The 15,882-nt window shown below is 69.0% G+C and carries 14 protein-coding genes, 1 tRNA gene and 1 pseudogene; 11 read left to right on the top strand and 5 right to left on the bottom strand.

Translation table 11 applies throughout. From position 1 onward, the window contains the following. A pseudogene (locus ACFSNB_RS05350) lies at nt 1–534 on the top strand (CHAT domain-containing protein); the annotation flags it as partial. Further along, on the top strand, nt 531–884 hold the full coding sequence (locus tag ACFSNB_RS05355) for a hypothetical protein (RefSeq protein WP_377315006.1): 354 nt from the start codon (nt 531–533) through the stop codon (nt 882–884). The pseudogene ACFSNB_RS05350 and the gene ACFSNB_RS05355, both read left to right, overlap by 4 nt. Nucleotides 885–968: 84 nt before the next feature. Here the strand turns inward: ACFSNB_RS05355 and ACFSNB_RS05360 are convergent. Further along, nucleotides 969–1,044: transfer RNA gene (locus ACFSNB_RS05360), tRNA-Lys, on the bottom strand. 207 nt (nt 1,045–1,251) lie between these two features. Between ACFSNB_RS05360 and ACFSNB_RS05365 the strand changes: the two genes are divergently transcribed. Both ACFSNB_RS05365 and ACFSNB_RS05370 read left to right on the top strand, forming a co-directional pair. Next, complete coding sequence (locus tag ACFSNB_RS05365) at nt 1,252–1,923, top strand: glutathione S-transferase family protein (protein WP_377315007.1); 672 nt, start codon at nt 1,252–1,254, stop codon at nt 1,921–1,923. 125 nt (nt 1,924–2,048) lie between these two features. Next, nucleotides 2,049–2,753 carry a queuosine precursor transporter gene (locus tag ACFSNB_RS05370; RefSeq protein WP_377315008.1) on the top strand — a complete coding sequence of 235 codons (705 nt, stop codon included), beginning with the start codon at nt 2,049–2,051 and terminating at the stop codon, nt 2,751–2,753. 2 nt (nt 2,754–2,755) lie between these two features. Here ACFSNB_RS05370 and ACFSNB_RS05375 read toward each other — a convergent pair whose 3' ends face one another. The 4 genes from ACFSNB_RS05375 to ACFSNB_RS05390 form a co-directional block, all read right to left on the bottom strand. After that, a complete protein-coding gene (locus ACFSNB_RS05375) occupies nt 2,756–3,802 on the bottom strand; it encodes a hypothetical protein (RefSeq protein WP_377315009.1) in 1,047 nt (348 codons plus the stop codon). 163 nt (nt 3,803–3,965) lie between these two features. Further along, the gene (map, locus tag ACFSNB_RS05380; RefSeq protein ID WP_377315010.1) at nt 3,966–4,769 is read right to left on the bottom strand and encodes a type I methionyl aminopeptidase; all 804 of its coding nucleotides are present in this window, start codon (nt 4,767–4,769) and stop codon (nt 3,966–3,968) included. 135 nt (nt 4,770–4,904) lie between these two features. Next, nucleotides 4,905–5,714, bottom strand: a complete 810-nt coding sequence (locus ACFSNB_RS05385; RefSeq protein WP_377315011.1) for a methyltransferase domain-containing protein — start codon at nt 5,712–5,714, stop codon at nt 4,905–4,907. Nucleotides 5,715–5,963: 249 nt separating this feature from the next. Beyond that, nucleotides 5,964–7,241, bottom strand: a complete 1,278-nt coding sequence (locus ACFSNB_RS05390; protein WP_377315012.1) for a D-alanyl-D-alanine carboxypeptidase family protein — start codon at nt 7,239–7,241, stop codon at nt 5,964–5,966. A gap of 200 nt (nt 7,242–7,441) precedes the next feature. Here ACFSNB_RS05390 and ACFSNB_RS05395 point away from each other — a divergent pair, with 200 nt between their 5' ends. The 7 genes from ACFSNB_RS05395 to ACFSNB_RS05425 all read left to right on the top strand — a co-directional run bounded on the left by ACFSNB_RS05395 (nt 7,442) and on the right by ACFSNB_RS05425 (nt 15,878). Further along, nucleotides 7,442–8,107, top strand: a complete 666-nt coding sequence (locus tag ACFSNB_RS05395; RefSeq protein WP_377315013.1) for a hypothetical protein — start codon at nt 7,442–7,444, stop codon at nt 8,105–8,107. Nucleotides 8,108–8,234: 127 nt separating this feature from the next. Then, entirely contained in the window at nt 8,235–8,885 is a 651-nt protein-coding gene (locus ACFSNB_RS05400; RefSeq protein ID WP_377315014.1) for a phasin family protein, read from the top strand. Nucleotides 8,886–9,085: 200 nt separating this feature from the next. Further along, nucleotides 9,086–9,421 (top strand): ATP-dependent Clp protease adapter ClpS, encoded by a 336-nt coding sequence (gene clpS, locus ACFSNB_RS05405; RefSeq protein WP_377315015.1) that lies wholly within the window; start codon nt 9,086–9,088, stop codon nt 9,419–9,421. A 37-nt stretch (nt 9,422–9,458) separates the two neighbouring features. Then, the gene (clpA, locus tag ACFSNB_RS05410; protein WP_377315016.1) at nt 9,459–11,762 is read left to right on the top strand and encodes an ATP-dependent Clp protease ATP-binding subunit ClpA; all 2,304 of its coding nucleotides are present in this window, start codon (nt 9,459–9,461) and stop codon (nt 11,760–11,762) included. A gap of 450 nt (nt 11,763–12,212) precedes the next feature. After that, nucleotides 12,213–12,974 (top strand): 5,6-dimethylbenzimidazole synthase, encoded by a 762-nt coding sequence (gene bluB / locus ACFSNB_RS05415; protein WP_377315017.1) that lies wholly within the window; start codon nt 12,213–12,215, stop codon nt 12,972–12,974. A 46-nt stretch (nt 12,975–13,020) separates the two neighbouring features. Beyond that, a complete protein-coding gene (purB, locus tag ACFSNB_RS05420; RefSeq protein ID WP_377315018.1) occupies nt 13,021–14,334 on the top strand; it encodes an adenylosuccinate lyase in 1,314 nt (437 codons plus the stop codon). Between the two features lie 203 nt (nt 14,335–14,537). Then, entirely contained in the window at nt 14,538–15,878 is a 1,341-nt protein-coding gene (locus ACFSNB_RS05425) for a hypothetical protein (protein WP_377315019.1), read from the top strand. Nucleotides 15,879–15,882: the final 4 nt, after the last annotated feature.

Genomic DNA, 15,882 nt, shown 5'->3' on the forward strand with positions numbered 1-15,882 from the left:
ATCCTTCAGGCCCGCGGCGAGCTGGATGCCGCGCTCAAGATCCGCCAGGAGGAAGAACTGCCGGTCTATGACAGACTCGGTGATGTGCGCTCGCGCGCGGTGACGATGGGCCAGATCGCCGACATCCTGATGGCCCGCGGCGAGCTGGATGCCGCGCTCAAGATCCGCCAGGAGGAAGAACTGCCGGTCTATGACAGACTCGGCGACAACGACGGGATCGCCGCCGTTCGTTTCAACTGCGCCCAGATCCTCCTGGCCAAGGAGGGGTTGACCGAAGGGAACGCCCAGGCCCTCGTCGAAGACTTGGCGGAGAGCTTTTCCCGGTTGCAGAAGTCGGGCAGGGCCGACGGTCTGGTCGCGGTGGGAACGCTGTTTGGTCAGATCCTGGCCGCCTGTGGGGCTGCCGAGCCGGCTCTTTCGGTCCTGGAGAGTGCCGCACAGGCGGCGGAGAGGCTGGGATGGGCGAAACGTCTCGCCGACATCCGCGCGTTGCAACGGCCAATCCGGGAGAACAGGGCGGAGGGCGAAGCGTGAGTCTTGACCTGTGCCTGCATGGCCCGGGAGCGGCGGCGCTGGAGCCGCTGGCGCTTGACCTGCTGCGTCGTCTCGGCGGCGCGGAGCCGGTCCGGCGGGTTGACGTGCCTGCGGCCGAAGGGGAGCGGGGGCGAGTGCTCAACACCGCCACCGTGGTCCTGACCCTGGTCGGCGGGGTCAATGACCTCCTGTCGCTGGAGGACCGCTTTCATCTGACCGAGGCGGTGACGCGCTTTCTCGCCGAGGTTCACGCCTCGGGCACGCCGGCGACGCTGCGCTACCGGCTTGACCCGCCGCTCGATTTGTCCCGCGCCACCGCCGACGAGGTAATGGATCGGCTGTCCCGCTGAGTGTTCCTTTCGCCGTATCCCGTTTCCCCAAAGACAAACCCCCTGGAAAGCGAGGCTTTCCAGGGGGTTATCACCACCGAAACTTGGTGGGCGCACAAGGACTCGAACCTTGGGCCCGCTGATTAAGAGTCAGCTGCTCTACCAACTGAGCTATGCGCCCGCAGTGTCTGGCGTTCGTTGCCGTGCCAGCGTCCGGCGGAGGCCCGGTTTATAAAAAAAATCAGGGGGGGCTGGCAAGGGGAAAATGCAGCCTGTCCAAAAAAAGTTTGCGGCCCGTCGCGCGCCCCCGCCGAGGCCGCCGCCACGGGGGGGCGGGGCAGGGCGCGCGGCACTGGCCCGGCCGGGCGAAAAGGGTTAAGAAGACGCCATGAGAACGCTTTTCCATCATCCGCTCTGCCCGTTTTCCCGTCTGGTCCGGGTCGTCCTGGCCGAGAAGCGGCTGGAGTTCGCCCTTCAGGCCGAAAAATTCTGGGAAGCCCGTCCCGAATTCGTCGCCCTCAACCCCGCCAGCGAGACCCCGGTGCTGGTCGAGGACAACGGGCTGGTGCTGTGCGACGGTCTCGCGATCGCCGAATATCTCAACGAGATCCATCGCGATCCGGCGCTGCTGCCCACCGATCCCGCCCCCCGCGCCGAGGCCCGCCGGCTGGTCGGCTGGTTCAATTACAAGTTCCACGTCGAGGTCACCGACCAGTTGCTCGGTCAGAAGGTGTTCCGCCGCCTCGGCTGTCATCGCGCCGAACCGGATTCCCGCCGCATGCGGGCCGCCTTCGCCGCGATTCACGACCATCTCGATTATATCGGCTGGCTGACCGAGCGGCGGGCCTGGCTGGCCGGGCCGACCTTCTCGCTGGCCGACATCGCCGCCGGGGTGCAGATCTCCTGTCTCGACTTCATCGGCGACGTGCCGTGGGACGACCATCCCGCCGCCAAGGACTGGTACGCCCGCATCAAGTCGCGCCCGAGCTTCCGCCCGTTGCTGGCCGACCATCTGCCCGGCCTTCCCGCCCCGCGCCATTACGCCGACCTCGATTTCTGAGCCCCGGTGGGTCCGGGAGGCCTGCCGGCCTCCCGGTCGGGGTGCGGGGCGGAAGCCCCGTCGCGGGCGACAGCCCGCCGATCCCCGGCTATAGTGACTCCCGCCCTCTCCGGCCGGGACGACGGATGGAACAGCGCTCCTACCGCTATTACGACCTGATCATGGCCGCCTTCGTCTGCGTGCTGCTGTGCTCGAACCTGATCGGGGCGGCGAAGCAGGCGGTGCTCGATCTGCCGCTGCTCGGCCCGGTGACCTTCAGCGCCGGGATCCTGTTTTTCCCGATCTCCTATTTCTTCGGCGACGTGCTGACCGAGGTCTACGGCTATGCCCGCGACCGGCGGGTGGTGTGGGCCGGCTTCACCGCGCTCGGCTTTGCCGCGGTGATGGCGGCGGTGGTGATTGCCCTGCCGCCGTCCGACAGCCGCTTCATGCAGAGCTATCAGGGCCAGCTCGAAGGGGTGTTCGGCAATTCCTGGCGGATCGCCGCCGGGTCGATGCTCGCCTTCTGGTGCGGCAGTTTCGCCAATTCCTACGTGCTGGCCCGCCTCAAGGTGTGGACCAGCGGGCGCTGGCTGTGGACCCGCACCATCGGCTCGACCGCGGTGGGCGAGCTGGTCGATTCGTCGCTGTTCTACGTCATCGCCTTCTGGGGGATCTGGCAGCCCGGCGATCTGGTCAAGGTCGCGCTGGCCCAGTATGTGCTGAAGACCAGTTGGGAGGTGCTGTCGACCCCGCTGACCTATTGGCTGGTCGGGCGGCTGAAGCGGGCCGAGGGGGTGGACTGGTACGACCGCCACACCAACTTCAACCCGTTCCGCTGGCGGGTGTAGGGTCAGTCGGCGTGGCGCGAGCGGTGGCCGAAGCGGGCGAACACGCTGCGCATGAACAGGGCGCATTCGATCGTGCCGGCCTCGGGGCCGATGCCGTGCAGGCGGGCGCGATCGACGATCCGCGCCACCAGTTCGGGATCGGCGCGCGGGCCGAACAGCCGGCCGAACACGGTGGTGCCGATGCAATCCTCGGCCACCAGCAGCATCACCGCCAATTGTTCCTTGCGCAGGCCCAGCCCCTCGACCAGGGCGACGGCGGGAGCGGCACCGACGCCGCGCAGGATCTCGGCGGCGGCGCGGACATTGTCGGGATTGGGCAGCGCCGCCCGCACGTCGGGGTCGAGCCACACCGGCACGAAGGCGTCGGGGTGGAGCTGGTGACTGTCGGGCGAGAGAATTTCGGCGGCGGTGGCCGAGGCGGCAGATGACCGGCGCGCCGTGGCCGTGGGGCGGCCGCCCGACAGCGCGGTCGGCAGCGGTCCGGCCGGGCGGGCGGGGCGGGCTTCGGCCGGGTCGGGGCCGTCGACCAGCCGGGTCAGGGCGTCGGGTTCGCGGGCCTCGAGCAGGCGGCGGCCGAGCCGGCGCACCGTCGAGGGCGTCAGCCGGGCATAATGCGGCACCAGCGGCACCTGCCAATCGTGCAGCAGATAGGCCTTGATCGCGTCGTACAGCTCGTCGGCCGGGCTGCGGCGGGGCGGCTCGGCCGGGCGGGCGGGCGCGGGCGCCAGCGAGCGGCGGAAATAGCGTTTGGCGGCGGTGCGGACCACCATCGCGATCACTTCGGCCAGCGAGCGGCCGCAGGACAGCGGCACGAAATCGTCGCTGACCGGGCGGTGGCGCTCGTCGATCAGCACGGCGCGGAAACGGGCCCGCTCGCGCCGGAACACCGCGAAGCAGCGCCCGAGCAGGCCGAGATCGTCCATCACCCGGTCGTAGGCGTCCTCGCGCGGCAGAGCGTTCAGTTCCGGCAGGAACTGGCCCAGGATGTCGACCACCGGCCCGCGCAGGGCAAGGTTGATGCGGAACACCGCTGTGGCGGATTCGGACACGATCTCTTCACTCTGTCTCGCCCCGGGCCGGTCGATGGACCGGCTCCGACATGGGAAGGCTCCGGCGCCCCGCCGTCGTTGCCGACCAGGGGCGCCTTACCGTTTCCATCATAGCCGGGTGGGCGGATCACCGTCTGTGGGCGTGCTCACAGACGGCAACCTTTCAGGGCGCGATCGGGTAGTGGTGCCCGCCGGGGGAGAGGGTGAAGATCTCGCAGCCGGTGGCGGTGACGCCGATCGAATGTTCGAACTGGGCCGAGAGCGAGCGGTCCTTGGTGACGGCGGTCCAGCCGTCGGCGAGGATCTTGGTGCCGGGCTTGCCGGCATTGACCATCGGCTCGATGGTGAAGATCATCCCCTCGACCAGGGCGAGGCCCTCGCCGGGGCGGCCGTAATGCATGATGTTCGGCGGCTCGTGGAACACCCGGCCGAGGCCGTGGCCGCAGAAATCGCGCACCACCGAGAAATGGTGCTTTTCGACGAAGCTCTGGATGACGTGGCCGATGTCGCCCAGCGTCACCCCGGGCCGGACGATCTCGATCGCCCGCATCAGGGATTCGTAGGTGATCTCGACCAGCTTGCGGGCTTTGACGCCGGGCTTGCCGACGTAATACATCCGGCTCGAATCGCCGTGCCAGCCGTCGAGGATCGGGGTGACGTCGATGTTGATGATGTCGCCGTCCTCCAGCCGCTTGTCGCAGGGGATGCCGTGGCAGACGACATGGTTGATCGAGGTGCAGATCGATTTGGGGAAGCCGCGATAGCCGAGCGGGGCGCAGATGCCGCCGCGTTCGGCGATGAAGGCCGAGCAGAGCCGGTCGAGTTCCTCGGTGGTGACGCCGGGGACGATCGCCGGGCCGATGAAATCGAGGGTCTCCGCCGCCAGCCGGCCGGCCCGGCGCATGCCTTCGAAATCGGCCGGGCCATAGACATGAATGCGGGAGGCGTCCCTATCCTTGCGTTCCATGATGCGTTCGCGTCCGTTGCTCCGGCGCGGATCCGGGCGCGTCGCGCCGCCGGCCGGAAATAAAGGGGTTCATTCGGGTATAACAGATCGTGGCGGCAGCGTCCCCTCCGATCCCCCAAAGGGGGCGGCGAAGGATCAGGACGCCGGCGCCCGCGCGGTCAGGGTGATCACCTCGACGGTGGCCGGCAGGCGGCCGTCTGCGCCCAGGAACCGCGCCCGGTAGCAACGGTCGAGTTCGGCCAGCAGCCGGCGCGGCGCGATGCCCCGGCGGCGGTCGGTGCGGGCGTTGGCCTCGCCCATGCCGCGCAGGTCGGCCAGCAGCCGGGGCAGTTCGGCATAGCGCACCACGATCGGCTCGGCGTCGGCCACCGGCTCGACCAAGCCGGCGCGCGGCAGCAGGGCGCCCAGCGTCTTGATGTCGGCCAGCGGGGCCAGCCGCGACGGGCCGCCGCCGCCCAGCGCCGTTTCGGCCTCGGCCAGCGCCTCGGCCAGTTCGGTCAGGGTGCCGGCCCCGGGCAGGGCGGCCAGCAGCAACCCGCCCGGCTTCAGCAGGCGGCGGATCTGCACCAGGGTGCCGGGCAGGTCGTTGACCCAGTGCAGCGACAGGCAGGACAGCACCAGATCGAAGCTGGCCGGGGCGAACGGCAGCGCCTCCTCGTCGGCGGCCAGGGTGGGGTGGCCGTTGCCGGCGGCGAGGGTGGCCATCGCCGGGGACAGGTCGCATTGCACCAGATGCTCGATCCCGCCGCGCCCGCCCAGCGCCGCCGCCATCTCGCCGCCGTGGCAGCCGAGGTCGAGGGCGCGGGGGAAGGGACGGTCGAAATCGGCGAGGCGGTCGGCCAGACGGTCGGCCACCTCCTCGATCAGGAAGGCATGGTTGGCGGCGATGGGGGCGGCGCGGTCGCGATGGCGCCGCACCGCCCGGCGGTCGAAAATGGTATCCATCCTCGGGTTATCGCATGGGCGCGCCCCGTCGCCAACCCGCGCCCGTCTTTTGTTTCGAACCGGCTCAAGTCGCGTTAGGTCGGCATCCCCTCGATTTTCAAGGAGACTCTATCGCGGGCTCTGCCCGCGCCCGCCAAGGGCCGCAAGGCCCTTGGATCCCATTGGGGGGGGCGGGCGTGGACCGGCTTTTCCGCTTGGGCGCGGGTGGGCGGAGCCCACATCACCCCGAAACCCGGGATGAGCCAGACGTCAGGCGTCGGGGCCGATCAGCTTGCAGCTCTGGCCGGCCTTGCCCAGGCGCTTGCAGGCGGCGCGGGCCTGGCTGAGGCTGAGCCCGGCCAGACGGGCGCGGTAGACCGGGGTGCGGCCCTTCTGCTTGTCGATGTCGATCGCGCCCTTGCCGACCATCTTGCCCAGGGTGTGGACGGCCTTGGTGGCGGCCTGATGGGCCGGCTTGTATTCCTTGAAGGCGCCGACCTGGATGGTCCAGCTGTCCTCGGCATCGCCGGCGGCCTCGTCGTCGGCGGCCCGCTTGGCCGCCTTGCCGTGCGAGGCGGGCTTGCTGGCGGCGACCTTGGTCGGGGCCGGCTTGGCCGGGGCGGGACGGGCGGCGGCCTTCGTCGCCGGCTTGGCGGCGGCGGCGGTGCTGGCGGCATGGGCGGCGGCGACCAGCTCGTCGAGGTCGGCCGTGTCGTCGGCCGACGGCGCGGCGGCCAGCTCGACGCTTTCGCCGGTGCGCAGCTTGGCGAAGCCGCGGTCGAGCAGATCCTTCATGTGATTGTCGCGCTGGGGGCCGCTGGTGCCGCCGAACACCACGCCGACGATGCGGCGGCCATCGCGCACCGCCGAGGAGATCAGATTGAAGCCGGACGCCGCGATGTAGCCGGTCTTGATGCCGTCGGCGCCGGGATAGCGCAGCATCAGCCGGTTGTGGGTGGTGATGGTCTGCCCCTTCCAGACGAACTGGCGGGTGGCGAAGTAGCGGTATTCGGCGGCGTGGCGGTTGATCATCGCCCGGGCCAGGATTGCCTGATCGCGCACCGTCGACATCTGGCCGGAATTGGGCAGGCCGGAGGCGTTGCGGTAGACGGTGCGGCTCATCCCCAGTTGCTGGGCCTTGCGGGTCATCATCTGGGCGAATTCGGGTTCGCTGCCGGCGATGCCCTCGGCCGCGACCACCGCCGCGTCATTGGCCGACTTGGTCACCAAGGCGAGGATGATGTCGCGCACCGCGATGGTCTCGCCCGGACGCAGGCCGAGCTTCGACGGCGCCTGCCCGGCGGCGTGGGCCGACACCCGCAATTGGCTGTCGAGCCTGAGACGGCCGGATTCCAGCTCGTCGAACAGCAGGAACAGCGTCATCACCTTGGTCAGCGACGCCGGATAGCTGCGCACGTCCGGGTTGGCGGCATGGAGCACCTTGCCGCTTTCGGCATCGACCACGATCGAGGCGTAACGTCCGGCCCAGGCGGGAGAGGCGGACAGGGACAGCAGGACGATCAATCCCGCCAGGAAATTGCGAAGCAATGGGAAAACCCCCAGGCATCTCGAATGCACGGTGGCAGCCTGCTGTTCCGGATGAGGATTGAGCGACAGTTACCCTAAAACTCTAAAGATTTCGTCAGGGAGAGTCCAGCTTGGCGGCAGGTTTTTTTTCTGGCACCCTCGACTGCCCTGGCCGCCCCGGCCGTCCGGCACCGGGTCCGGCCCTCCAGCGGAGACCGCGCATGAAGATTGGAGCAGGCCTCGCTTTGGCCGTCGCGCTCGCCCTCGGCGCCTGCGCCTATCACGGCGACGACATCGGCAATCCGTTTTACCGCAAGCTGCAATGGTTTTCCTTCGCCGGGGGGGATGATCTGCGCGAATCCTGCGCCGCCGGCGGTCCCGACCGGCTGCGGCTGATCTACAACGCGGTGTGGGGCGAGCAGCTGCGGATCTACGAATGGGACGGCACCGCCCGCGACCTGCGCATCCGGGTGGTCGGCCCGGGCAATCTGGCCCAGCTGACCAGCGACGATCTGCTGGCGCCGTGGCGGGCGGGCGAGACCCATGTCACCCTGTCCGAGGCCGACCATCACGCCCTGATCGAGGCCCTCGACGCCGCCGGCGCCTTCGGCCCGCCTGCGGTCGGGCTCGATCTGCCGTCGCGGGACTATTACTGGCTGGCCGCCACCTGCCACCAGGGCCGCTTCACCGTCACCGGCTGGCGTTATCCCTCGCCGTCCTTCGCCGCCGCCCGCTTCCCCGCCTTGCTGTTCGCCCGCGATCCCGGCCGCGACGGGGTGGCCCAACCGCGCGAGCGCGGCTTCGATCCGTTCCGCGCCGATGCCGAGCCGCGCGGCGCCGCCAACGACTTCCTCCTCACCATCGGCCGCAACGGATTGGTGAAATAGCCACAATGCTGCACCTGCGAAAGGAGGCTTGACAGTCCGCGTCCGGCTGCGGGATCATGCTCATGTTGCAACGCAGCATGAGGGCCGGTTTCCCGGCCCCGGTGCGCTGTCGGGATGGAGGGAAGAGATGACCACCAAAGTCAAACCGACCGGGTCCGAGGGCGTCGAGGACTTTCCCCGGCCCGCCGCCGCCGCGCGGGCGGCCAAGGGCGCGGCCCCGGCCGTGCCGGGGGCCGACGCCATCGTCGCCCCGATCGCCGCGGCCCAGGCCGAGGCGGTCAAGACCCTGGGCGAGGCGGTCAACATCGGCAAGGAGACGATCGAGACCGTCGCCAAGGCCTCGGCCGACGCGGCGGCCAAGGGCTATGACCAGGCGCTCGATCTCGGCCGCGAGCAGGTCGCCGCCGCGGTCAAGGCGCATGGCGCGGTGTTCGAGGGCTACGAGGACGCGATCGCCTTCCAGCGCGACACCTTCGACGCCCTGGTCAAATCCGGCACCATCCTGACCCAGGGGCTGCACGAACTCGGCCGCGCCGCGATCGGGCTGGTCCAGGTGTCGATCGAGGACAACGTCGCCGCCGCCAAGGCGGTGCTGGGTGCGCGCACCGTCCAGGACCTGATCGACGCCCAGGCCGACCTGACCCGGGGCAATCTCGACCGCCTGCTGGCCGAGGGCAGCCGCCTCGGCGACCACACCGTCCGCCTGATCGAGGATTCGGTGGCGCCGCTGACCGCCCGGGTCGAGGCGGCGCTGGAGCGGGCCCTGCACGCCGCCTGAGCGGCGGTGGCGGACGCTTTTGCCGCTTTTTTCGGCCATGGCCCGGCGGAAGTCCCTCCGCCGGGCCTTTTTTTGCCGTTTTTCCCCCGGAGACTCGCCTTCTGTCGCGCCTTTCGCATCGATCGGCCCTTTTCGTCCGCCCGTTTCTCCCAATATGATAAGGGTACCCAGTTCGTAAGGATCACCGCCCCGGGGAGGCCATGAGCGAGGACGGCAACGAGAGGCGTAACGGCGACCGCGCAGGTCAGACCGGCGTGGTCATCAAGACCCGCCCGCGCACCCGCAAGCCTTCGATGTACAAGGTCTTGATGCTGAACGACGACTACACGCCGATGGAGTTCGTCGTCCACGTCCTCGAGCACTACTTCGCCAAGAGCCGCGAAGAGGCGACGCGCATCATGCTCAATGTCCATACGCGGGGGGTCGGGGTCTGCGGCGTGTACACATATGAGGTGGCGGAGACCAAGGTGACCCAGGTGATGGATCTGGCGCGCCAGAATCAGCATCCGCTGCAATGTACGATCGAGAAGGAGTAGCCCGCCAGAGCCACTCCCTGCCAGGAAGGATCGGCCCATGCTGTCGCGCAACCTTGAGCAAAGCCTGCACCGCGCCCTGTCGCTCGCCTCCGAGCGGCGCCACGAATACGCCACGCTCGAGCACCTCCTGCTGTCGCTGACCGACGACATGGACGCCATCGCGGTGCTGCGGGCCTGCAACGTCTCGGTCGAGAAACTGCGCGCCGACCTGACCGATTTCCTCGACACCAGCCTGTCCGAGCTGGTCGGGCCGCGCGGCAGCGACCCCAAGCCCACCGCCGGCTTCCAGCGGGTGGTGCAGCGCGCCGCGATCCACGTCCAGTCGGCCGGACGCGAGGAGGTCACCGGGGCCAACGTGCTGGTGGCCCTGTTCTCCGAGCGCGAGAGCCACGCGGTCTATTTCCTCCAGATCCAGGACATGACCCGGCTCGACGCGGTCAATTACATCAGCCATGGCGTCGCCAAGGCCGCCGGCCGCAGCCAGAGCCGCCCGGCCCAGGGGGTCGAGGACGACCTCGCCGGGGCCGAGAAGGTGGTCAAGCGCGGCAGCGAGGCCCTCGGCGCCTATTGCGTCAACCTCAATCAGAAGGCGATCGACGGCAAGATCGACCCGCTGATCGGCCGCGAGCCCGAGATCGAGCGCACCATCCAGATCCTGTGCCGCCGTTCGAAGAACAATCCGCTCTATGTCGGCGATCCCGGGGTCGGCAAGACCGCGATCGCCGAGGGGCTGGCCCGGCGCATCGTCAATGGCGAGGTGCCCGAGGTGCTGCGCAACGCCACCATCTTCTCGCTCGACATGGGCGCGCTGCTGGCCGGCACCCGCTATCGCGGCGATTTCGAGGAACGGCTGAAGGCGGTGGTCAGCGAACTCGAGAATTACGACGGCGCGATCATGTTCATCGACGAGATCCACACCGTGATCGGCGCCGGCGCCACCTCGGGCGGCTCGATGGACGCCTCCAACCTGCTGAAGCCGGCGCTGGCGGCGGGCACCCTGCGCTGCATCGGCTCGACCACCTACAAGGAATACCGCACCCATTTCGAGAAGGACCGCGCCCTGGTGCGGCGGTTCCAGAAGATCGACGTCAACGAGCCGAGCGTTGCCGACGCGATCAAGATCCTCAACGGCATCAAGACCTATTACGAGAGCCACCACAAGGTCAGCTACACCCCCGACGCGATCAAGGCGGCAGTCGAGCTGTCGGCCAAGTACATCACCGACCGCAAGCTGCCCGACAAGGCGATCGACGTGATCGACGAGGTCGGCGCCTCGCGCATGCTGCTGCCCGAATCCAAGCGGCGCAAGAAGGTCACCGTCCACGACGTCGAGGAGATCGTCGCCAAGATCGCCCGCATCCCCCCCAAGTCGGTCTCGCTCGACGACATGGAGGCGCTGCGCTCGCTCGACCGCGACCTCAAGACCCTGGTGTTCGGCCAGGACAAGGCGATCGAGGCGCTGGCCTCGGCGATCAAGCTGGCCCGCGCCGGCCTGCGCGAGCCCGACAAGCCGATCGGCAGCTATCTGTTCAGCGGTCCGACCGGCGTCGGCAAGACCGAGGTCGCCCGCCAGCTCGCCCGCATCCTCGGCATCGAGCTGACCCGGTTCGACATGTCGGAATACATGGAGCGCCACGCGGTCTCCCGCCTGATCGGCGCGCCGCCCGGCTATGTCGGCTTCGATCAGGGCGGCCTGCTGACCGACGCGGTCGATCAGCATCCCCATTGCGTGCTGCTGCTCGACGAGATCGAGAAGGCCCATCCCGACCTGTTCAACATCCTGCTCCAGGTGATGGACCATGGCCGCCTGACCGACCATAACGGCAAGGCGATCGATTTCCGCAACGTGATCCTGATCATGACCACCAACGCCGGGGCGGCCGATCTGGCCAAGGCGGCGGTCGGCTTCGGCCGCGAGACCCGCCAGGGCGACGACACCGAGGCGATCAACCGGCTGTTCACCCCGGAATTCCGCAACCGGCTCGACGCGGTGATCCCGTTCGCCAACCTGTCGCCCGAGGTGGTCAGCCGGGTGGTCGACAAGTTCGTGATGCAGCTCGAAACCCAGCTCGGCGACCGCGACGTGTCGATCGAACTGAGCGACGAGGCCCGCGCCTGGCTGGCCAAGAAGGGCTACGATCACAATTTCGGCGCCCGCCCGCTGTCCCGGGTGATCCAGGAGCACATCAAGAAGCCGCTGGCCGAGGAATTGCTGTTCGGCCGGCTCGCCAAGGGCGGCACGGTGCGGATCGGGCTTGGGCCCGACAACACGCTGACCTTCGACATCGCCTCCGCCGCCAGCGGGCCGGAAAAGGCGGCCGAACCCGAACTGGTCGATTGATCCTTCCCGCCCGGCTGGCTCCCAGCCGGGCGGTTTCGCTGCGCGAGCGGGCTGCCGCCCGCGCCCGCTTGCGGGCTCGGCCCGCAAACACCCCGTTTTTCGTCAAGACGACAAACCGAAGCAGGTCCAGGAGCCGCTGGCTGCCTCGCGGGTGCGGGCAGAGCCCGCTTAACGCAAAACCCCCGCACCAGGGGGGAGGGTGCGGGGGGCTTGTCGCGATTGGCCGGGAGGGGGATCCGCGGCCGGAGGGAGGACCATGGCTGTTTCGGGTCGGGGGACCATCCGAGCAACGAAACTTGATGGGGAAACTATGCCGCCGGCCGGGTTACCGAACCGTGTCGGCAAGATGATATTTTGGTAAGAAACGCCGTCATCGCGGAGGGGATGACGGCGGCGGCGGGAATCGACTATAAGTCCGGGCTTCCGCCGTCTTACCGGGAGCGTCCGCCGATGGACACCGACCGTCCCCTGTTGCCCGCCGATCCGCTGCCCGCCGCCGAGCGTGACGGGGTCTACCGTGCGATCCTGACCCGGCGCGACGTCCGGGGCGAGTTCCTGCCCGACCCGCTGCCTGACGCGGTGCTGAGCCGGCTGCTGATCGCCGCCCACCATGCCCCCTCGGTCGGCTACATGCAGCCGTGGAGCTTCGTCCTGGTGCGTGACCGCGCGGTGCGGCAGCGGGTGCATGACGCCTTCGACCGCGCCCATGCCGAGGCGGCGCTGATGTTCCCCGAAGGCCCGCGCGCGGTCTATCGCGGCCTCAAGCTGGAGGGGATCCTCGACGCCCCGGTCAATCTCTGCATCACCTGCGACCGCGATCGCGCCGGGCCGGTGGTGATCGGCCGCACCCACATCCCCGAGATGGATCTGTTCAGCTCGGTCTGCGCGGTGCAGAATCTGTGGCTGGCCGCCCGCGCCGAGGGGCTGGGGGTCGGCTGGGTCAGCATCTTCGACAATCGGGCGGTGCAGCAGGCGCTCGGCATCCCCGAGGCGATCGTCCCGGTGGCCTATCTGTGCATCGGCCGGGTGCGCGGCTATCATCCAGTGCCCGAGCTGGAGGCCGCCGGCTGGCGGCCGCGGCTGGCGCTCGACCAGTTGGTCCATTACGATCAGTGGGGCGCCGTCGCCCCCGAGGCGCCGCTGTCGCGGCGGCTGCACGACGATCAGCAGGCGGTTGCCGCCGGCCGTTTCGTCGCCGATCTGCCGCGCTGAGGCCCGTTCTTCCCGTTCCCTTCGTTTCTCCAAGCCCGAGGTTGTCATGATTCCGCGTTACAGCCGCCCCGAGATGGCCCGCATCTGGGAGCCCGCCAACCGCTTCCGCATCTGGTTTGAGATCGAGGCCCACGCCTGCGACGCCCTGGCCGAGATCGGGGTGATCCCGGCCGAGGCCGCCCGGGCGGTGTGGCAGCGCGGCGACCTGCCCTATACCGCCGAGCGCATCGCCCGCATCGACGAGATCGAGCGCGAGACCAAGCACGACGTCATCGCCTTCCTGACCGAGCTGGCCGCCCATATCGGCGCCGAATCCCGCTTCGTTCATCAGGGGATGACCTCGTCCGACGTGCTCGACACCTGCCTGTCGGTGCAGATGACCCAGGCCGCCGACCTGCTGCTGGCCGGGCTCGACCGGGTGCTGGCCGCGCTGGAGAAGCGGGCGTTCGAGTTCAAGGATCTGGTCTGCATGGGCCGCAGCCACGGCATCCATGCCGAGCCGGTCACCATCGGCCTCAAGTTCGCCGGCTTCCACGCCGAGTTCCAGCGCGCCCGCGCCCGGCTGGTGGCGGCGCGCGCCGACATCGCCACCTGCGCCATCTCCGGCGCGGTCGGCACCTTCGCCAACATCGACCCCCGGGTCGAGGTTCATGTCGCCGCCAGGCTGGGCCTGACCCCCGAGCCGGTCTCGACCCAGGTGATCCCGCGCGACCGCCACGCGATGTTCTTCGCCACCCTCGGCGTGATCGCCAGCTCGATCGAGCATCTGGCGATCGAGGTCCGTCACCTTCAGCGCACCGAGGTGCGTGAGGCCGAGGAATATTTCTCGCCCGGCCAGAAGGGCAGCTCGGCGATGCCGCACAAGCGCAACCCGGTGCTGACCGAGAACCTGACCGGGCTGGCCCGGCTGGTGCGCGGCATGGTGACCCCGGCGCTGGAGAACGTCGCCTTGTGGCACGAGCGCGACATCTCCCATTCCTCGGTCGAGCGGATGATCGGCCCCGACGCCACCGTCACCCTCGATTTCGCCCTGCACCGCCTCGCCAACGTGGTCGAGAATCTGGTGATCTATCCCGACGCCGTCGCCCGCAACCTCAATCAGCTGGGCGGGCTGGTGTTCTCGCAGCGGGTGCTGCTGGCGCTGACCCAGGCCGGGATGAGCCGCGAGGACAGCTACAAGGCGGTGCAGCGCAACGCGATGCGGGTGTGGCAGGAGGGGGCCAGCTTCCTCGATTTGCTGAAGGCCGATGCCGAGGTCACCGCCCGGCTGGCCCCGGCGACGCTCGAGGCGCTGTTCGACCTCGGCTACCACACCAAGCACGTCGACACCATCTTCACCCGGGTGTTCGGCCGGGCCTGACCCCGCGCCAGGAGAAGGACCGGGAGACGGGTCTCCCGGTCCGCGTGCGGGGCGCCGGCCCCGCCACGCCCCGCCGCCGGGAAAGATTTTCAGGCTAGAACCTTCGCCTGGGGCGGTGGTATTGCTAAACAGATGGCCAGTTCAACGAACCGGCCGGCCCGCCAACGGAGCCCTTCGACCGGGGCTTGACTGAAGAGGCCTGGATGAGCGCCGGTGCGTTCGGAGGAAAACCGCAGGAAGTCGTCACCCCGGAGAGCCTGCTTTACGATGCCGCCGAGCGGATCGGGCGGCTGCGCCAGGGGCGGATCGCCCTGCATCTGCATCTGTCCCGCCTGCTGCCGGCCAATCGCGGCGAGGGCCGGATCCGCATCGCCTTCCGCATGTTCGAATCGATGGTCAGCGTCTATCGCGGCCAGCTGTTCCTGCTGTCCAATTCCGACATCCTGCTGATCTGCAAGGACGCGCCGCTGGCCGAGCTGGACGCCATCGTCTACAAGCTGCGCGCGCTGTTCGCCACCGATCCGCTGACCTATGCCGACGCGCCGGAAGAGGGCGACCGCTTCGTCACCCTCTACGACCTCGAGATCGATTACGACCGCTTCTTCACCCTGTGCGGCGAGCTGCTGGAGGAGACCAAGCGGGCCCGCGCCGCCGCCGCCGGCCGCGACGCCCCGCCCCGGCGCCGCCCGCTCGAGGCCACCACCCTGGCCGGGGTGCTGGCGGGAATCGACGCCTCCGACATCGCCGGGGTGGTGCGGCGTCAGGCCTCGATCCGCATCCTCGACCACCGCTCGGCCGAGGTCGAGTTCCAGGAATTCTACATGTCGATCGCCGACCTGCAGAAGGCCCTGGCCGCCGACGTCGATCTGCTGTCGAACCGCTGGCTGTTCCAGCATCTGTCCGAGGTGCTCGACCAGCAGGTGCTCGGGGTGCTGCGCGACGCCGATTTCCGCGTCCTGCCCAAGGCGTTCTCGCTCAACCTCAACATGGCGACGATCGAGACCGAGGCGTTCCAGCGCTTCGAGGCCCGGGTGCGCGGCCGGGCCGGTCTGGTGGTCGAGTTCCAGTTGGTCGACGTCTTCAACAATCTCGACGGCTTCTTCCGCGCCCGCGACCAGTTGCGCGCCCACGGCCACAAGGCCCTGCTCGACGGGATGAGCCCGGTCACCCTGCAATTCATCGATGCCGAGCTGTTCGACACCGATTACGTCAAGCTGAGCTGGAGCGCCGATCTGGTCGACGACATCCGCACCGCCGAGGTCCAGCACGCCCTGGGGCCGGTCGGGTTCGACAAGGTGATCCTGTCGCGCTGTGATTCCGAGACGGCGGTGTCGTGGGGGCTGTCGGTCGGCATCCGCATGTTCCAGGGCCATTTCCTCGACCGGGTGATCTCCGCCACCACCATGGCCGGCTGCGACCATGCCGGCGGCTGCACCCTGGCGCAATGCACCCAGCGCCATGGGGTGATCGCCGGTCCCCTGCGGGGCGAATGCGGCAATTCCCACCGTCTCGACCTGTTCCCGCCGCTGTCGGCGCTGGGCTAGCCAG

The organism is Phaeospirillum tilakii (genome assembly GCF_042683125.1).
GTDB classification, from domain to species: Bacteria; Pseudomonadota; Alphaproteobacteria; order Rhodospirillales; family Magnetospirillaceae; genus Phaeospirillum; species Phaeospirillum tilakii.

Excerpts from the sequence above, each read along its gene's own strand:
- ACFSNB_RS05365 (WP_377315007.1), top strand. The coding sequence starts at position 1,252 with ATGAGAACGCTTTTCCATCATCCGCTCTGCCCGTTTTCCCGTCTGGTC.
- ACFSNB_RS05370 (WP_377315008.1), top strand. The coding sequence starts at position 2,049 with ATGGAACAGCGCTCCTACCGCTATTACGACCTGATCATGGCCGCCTTC.
- map (WP_377315010.1), bottom strand. The coding sequence starts at position 4,769 with ATGGAACGCAAGGATAGGGACGCCTCCCGCATTCATGTCTATGGCCCG.
- ACFSNB_RS05385 (WP_377315011.1), bottom strand. The coding sequence starts at position 5,714 with ATGGATACCATTTTCGACCGCCGGGCGGTGCGGCGCCATCGCGACCGC.
- ACFSNB_RS05395 (WP_377315013.1), top strand. The coding sequence starts at position 7,442 with ATGAAGATTGGAGCAGGCCTCGCTTTGGCCGTCGCGCTCGCCCTCGGC.
- ACFSNB_RS05400 (WP_377315014.1), top strand. The coding sequence starts at position 8,235 with ATGACCACCAAAGTCAAACCGACCGGGTCCGAGGGCGTCGAGGACTTT.
- clpS (WP_377315015.1), top strand. The coding sequence starts at position 9,086 with ATGAGCGAGGACGGCAACGAGAGGCGTAACGGCGACCGCGCAGGTCAG.
- clpA (WP_377315016.1), top strand. The coding sequence starts at position 9,459 with ATGCTGTCGCGCAACCTTGAGCAAAGCCTGCACCGCGCCCTGTCGCTC.
- bluB (WP_377315017.1), top strand. The coding sequence starts at position 12,213 with ATGGACACCGACCGTCCCCTGTTGCCCGCCGATCCGCTGCCCGCCGCC.
- purB (WP_377315018.1), top strand. The coding sequence starts at position 13,021 with ATGATTCCGCGTTACAGCCGCCCCGAGATGGCCCGCATCTGGGAGCCC.
- ACFSNB_RS05425 (WP_377315019.1), top strand. The coding sequence starts at position 14,538 with ATGAGCGCCGGTGCGTTCGGAGGAAAACCGCAGGAAGTCGTCACCCCG.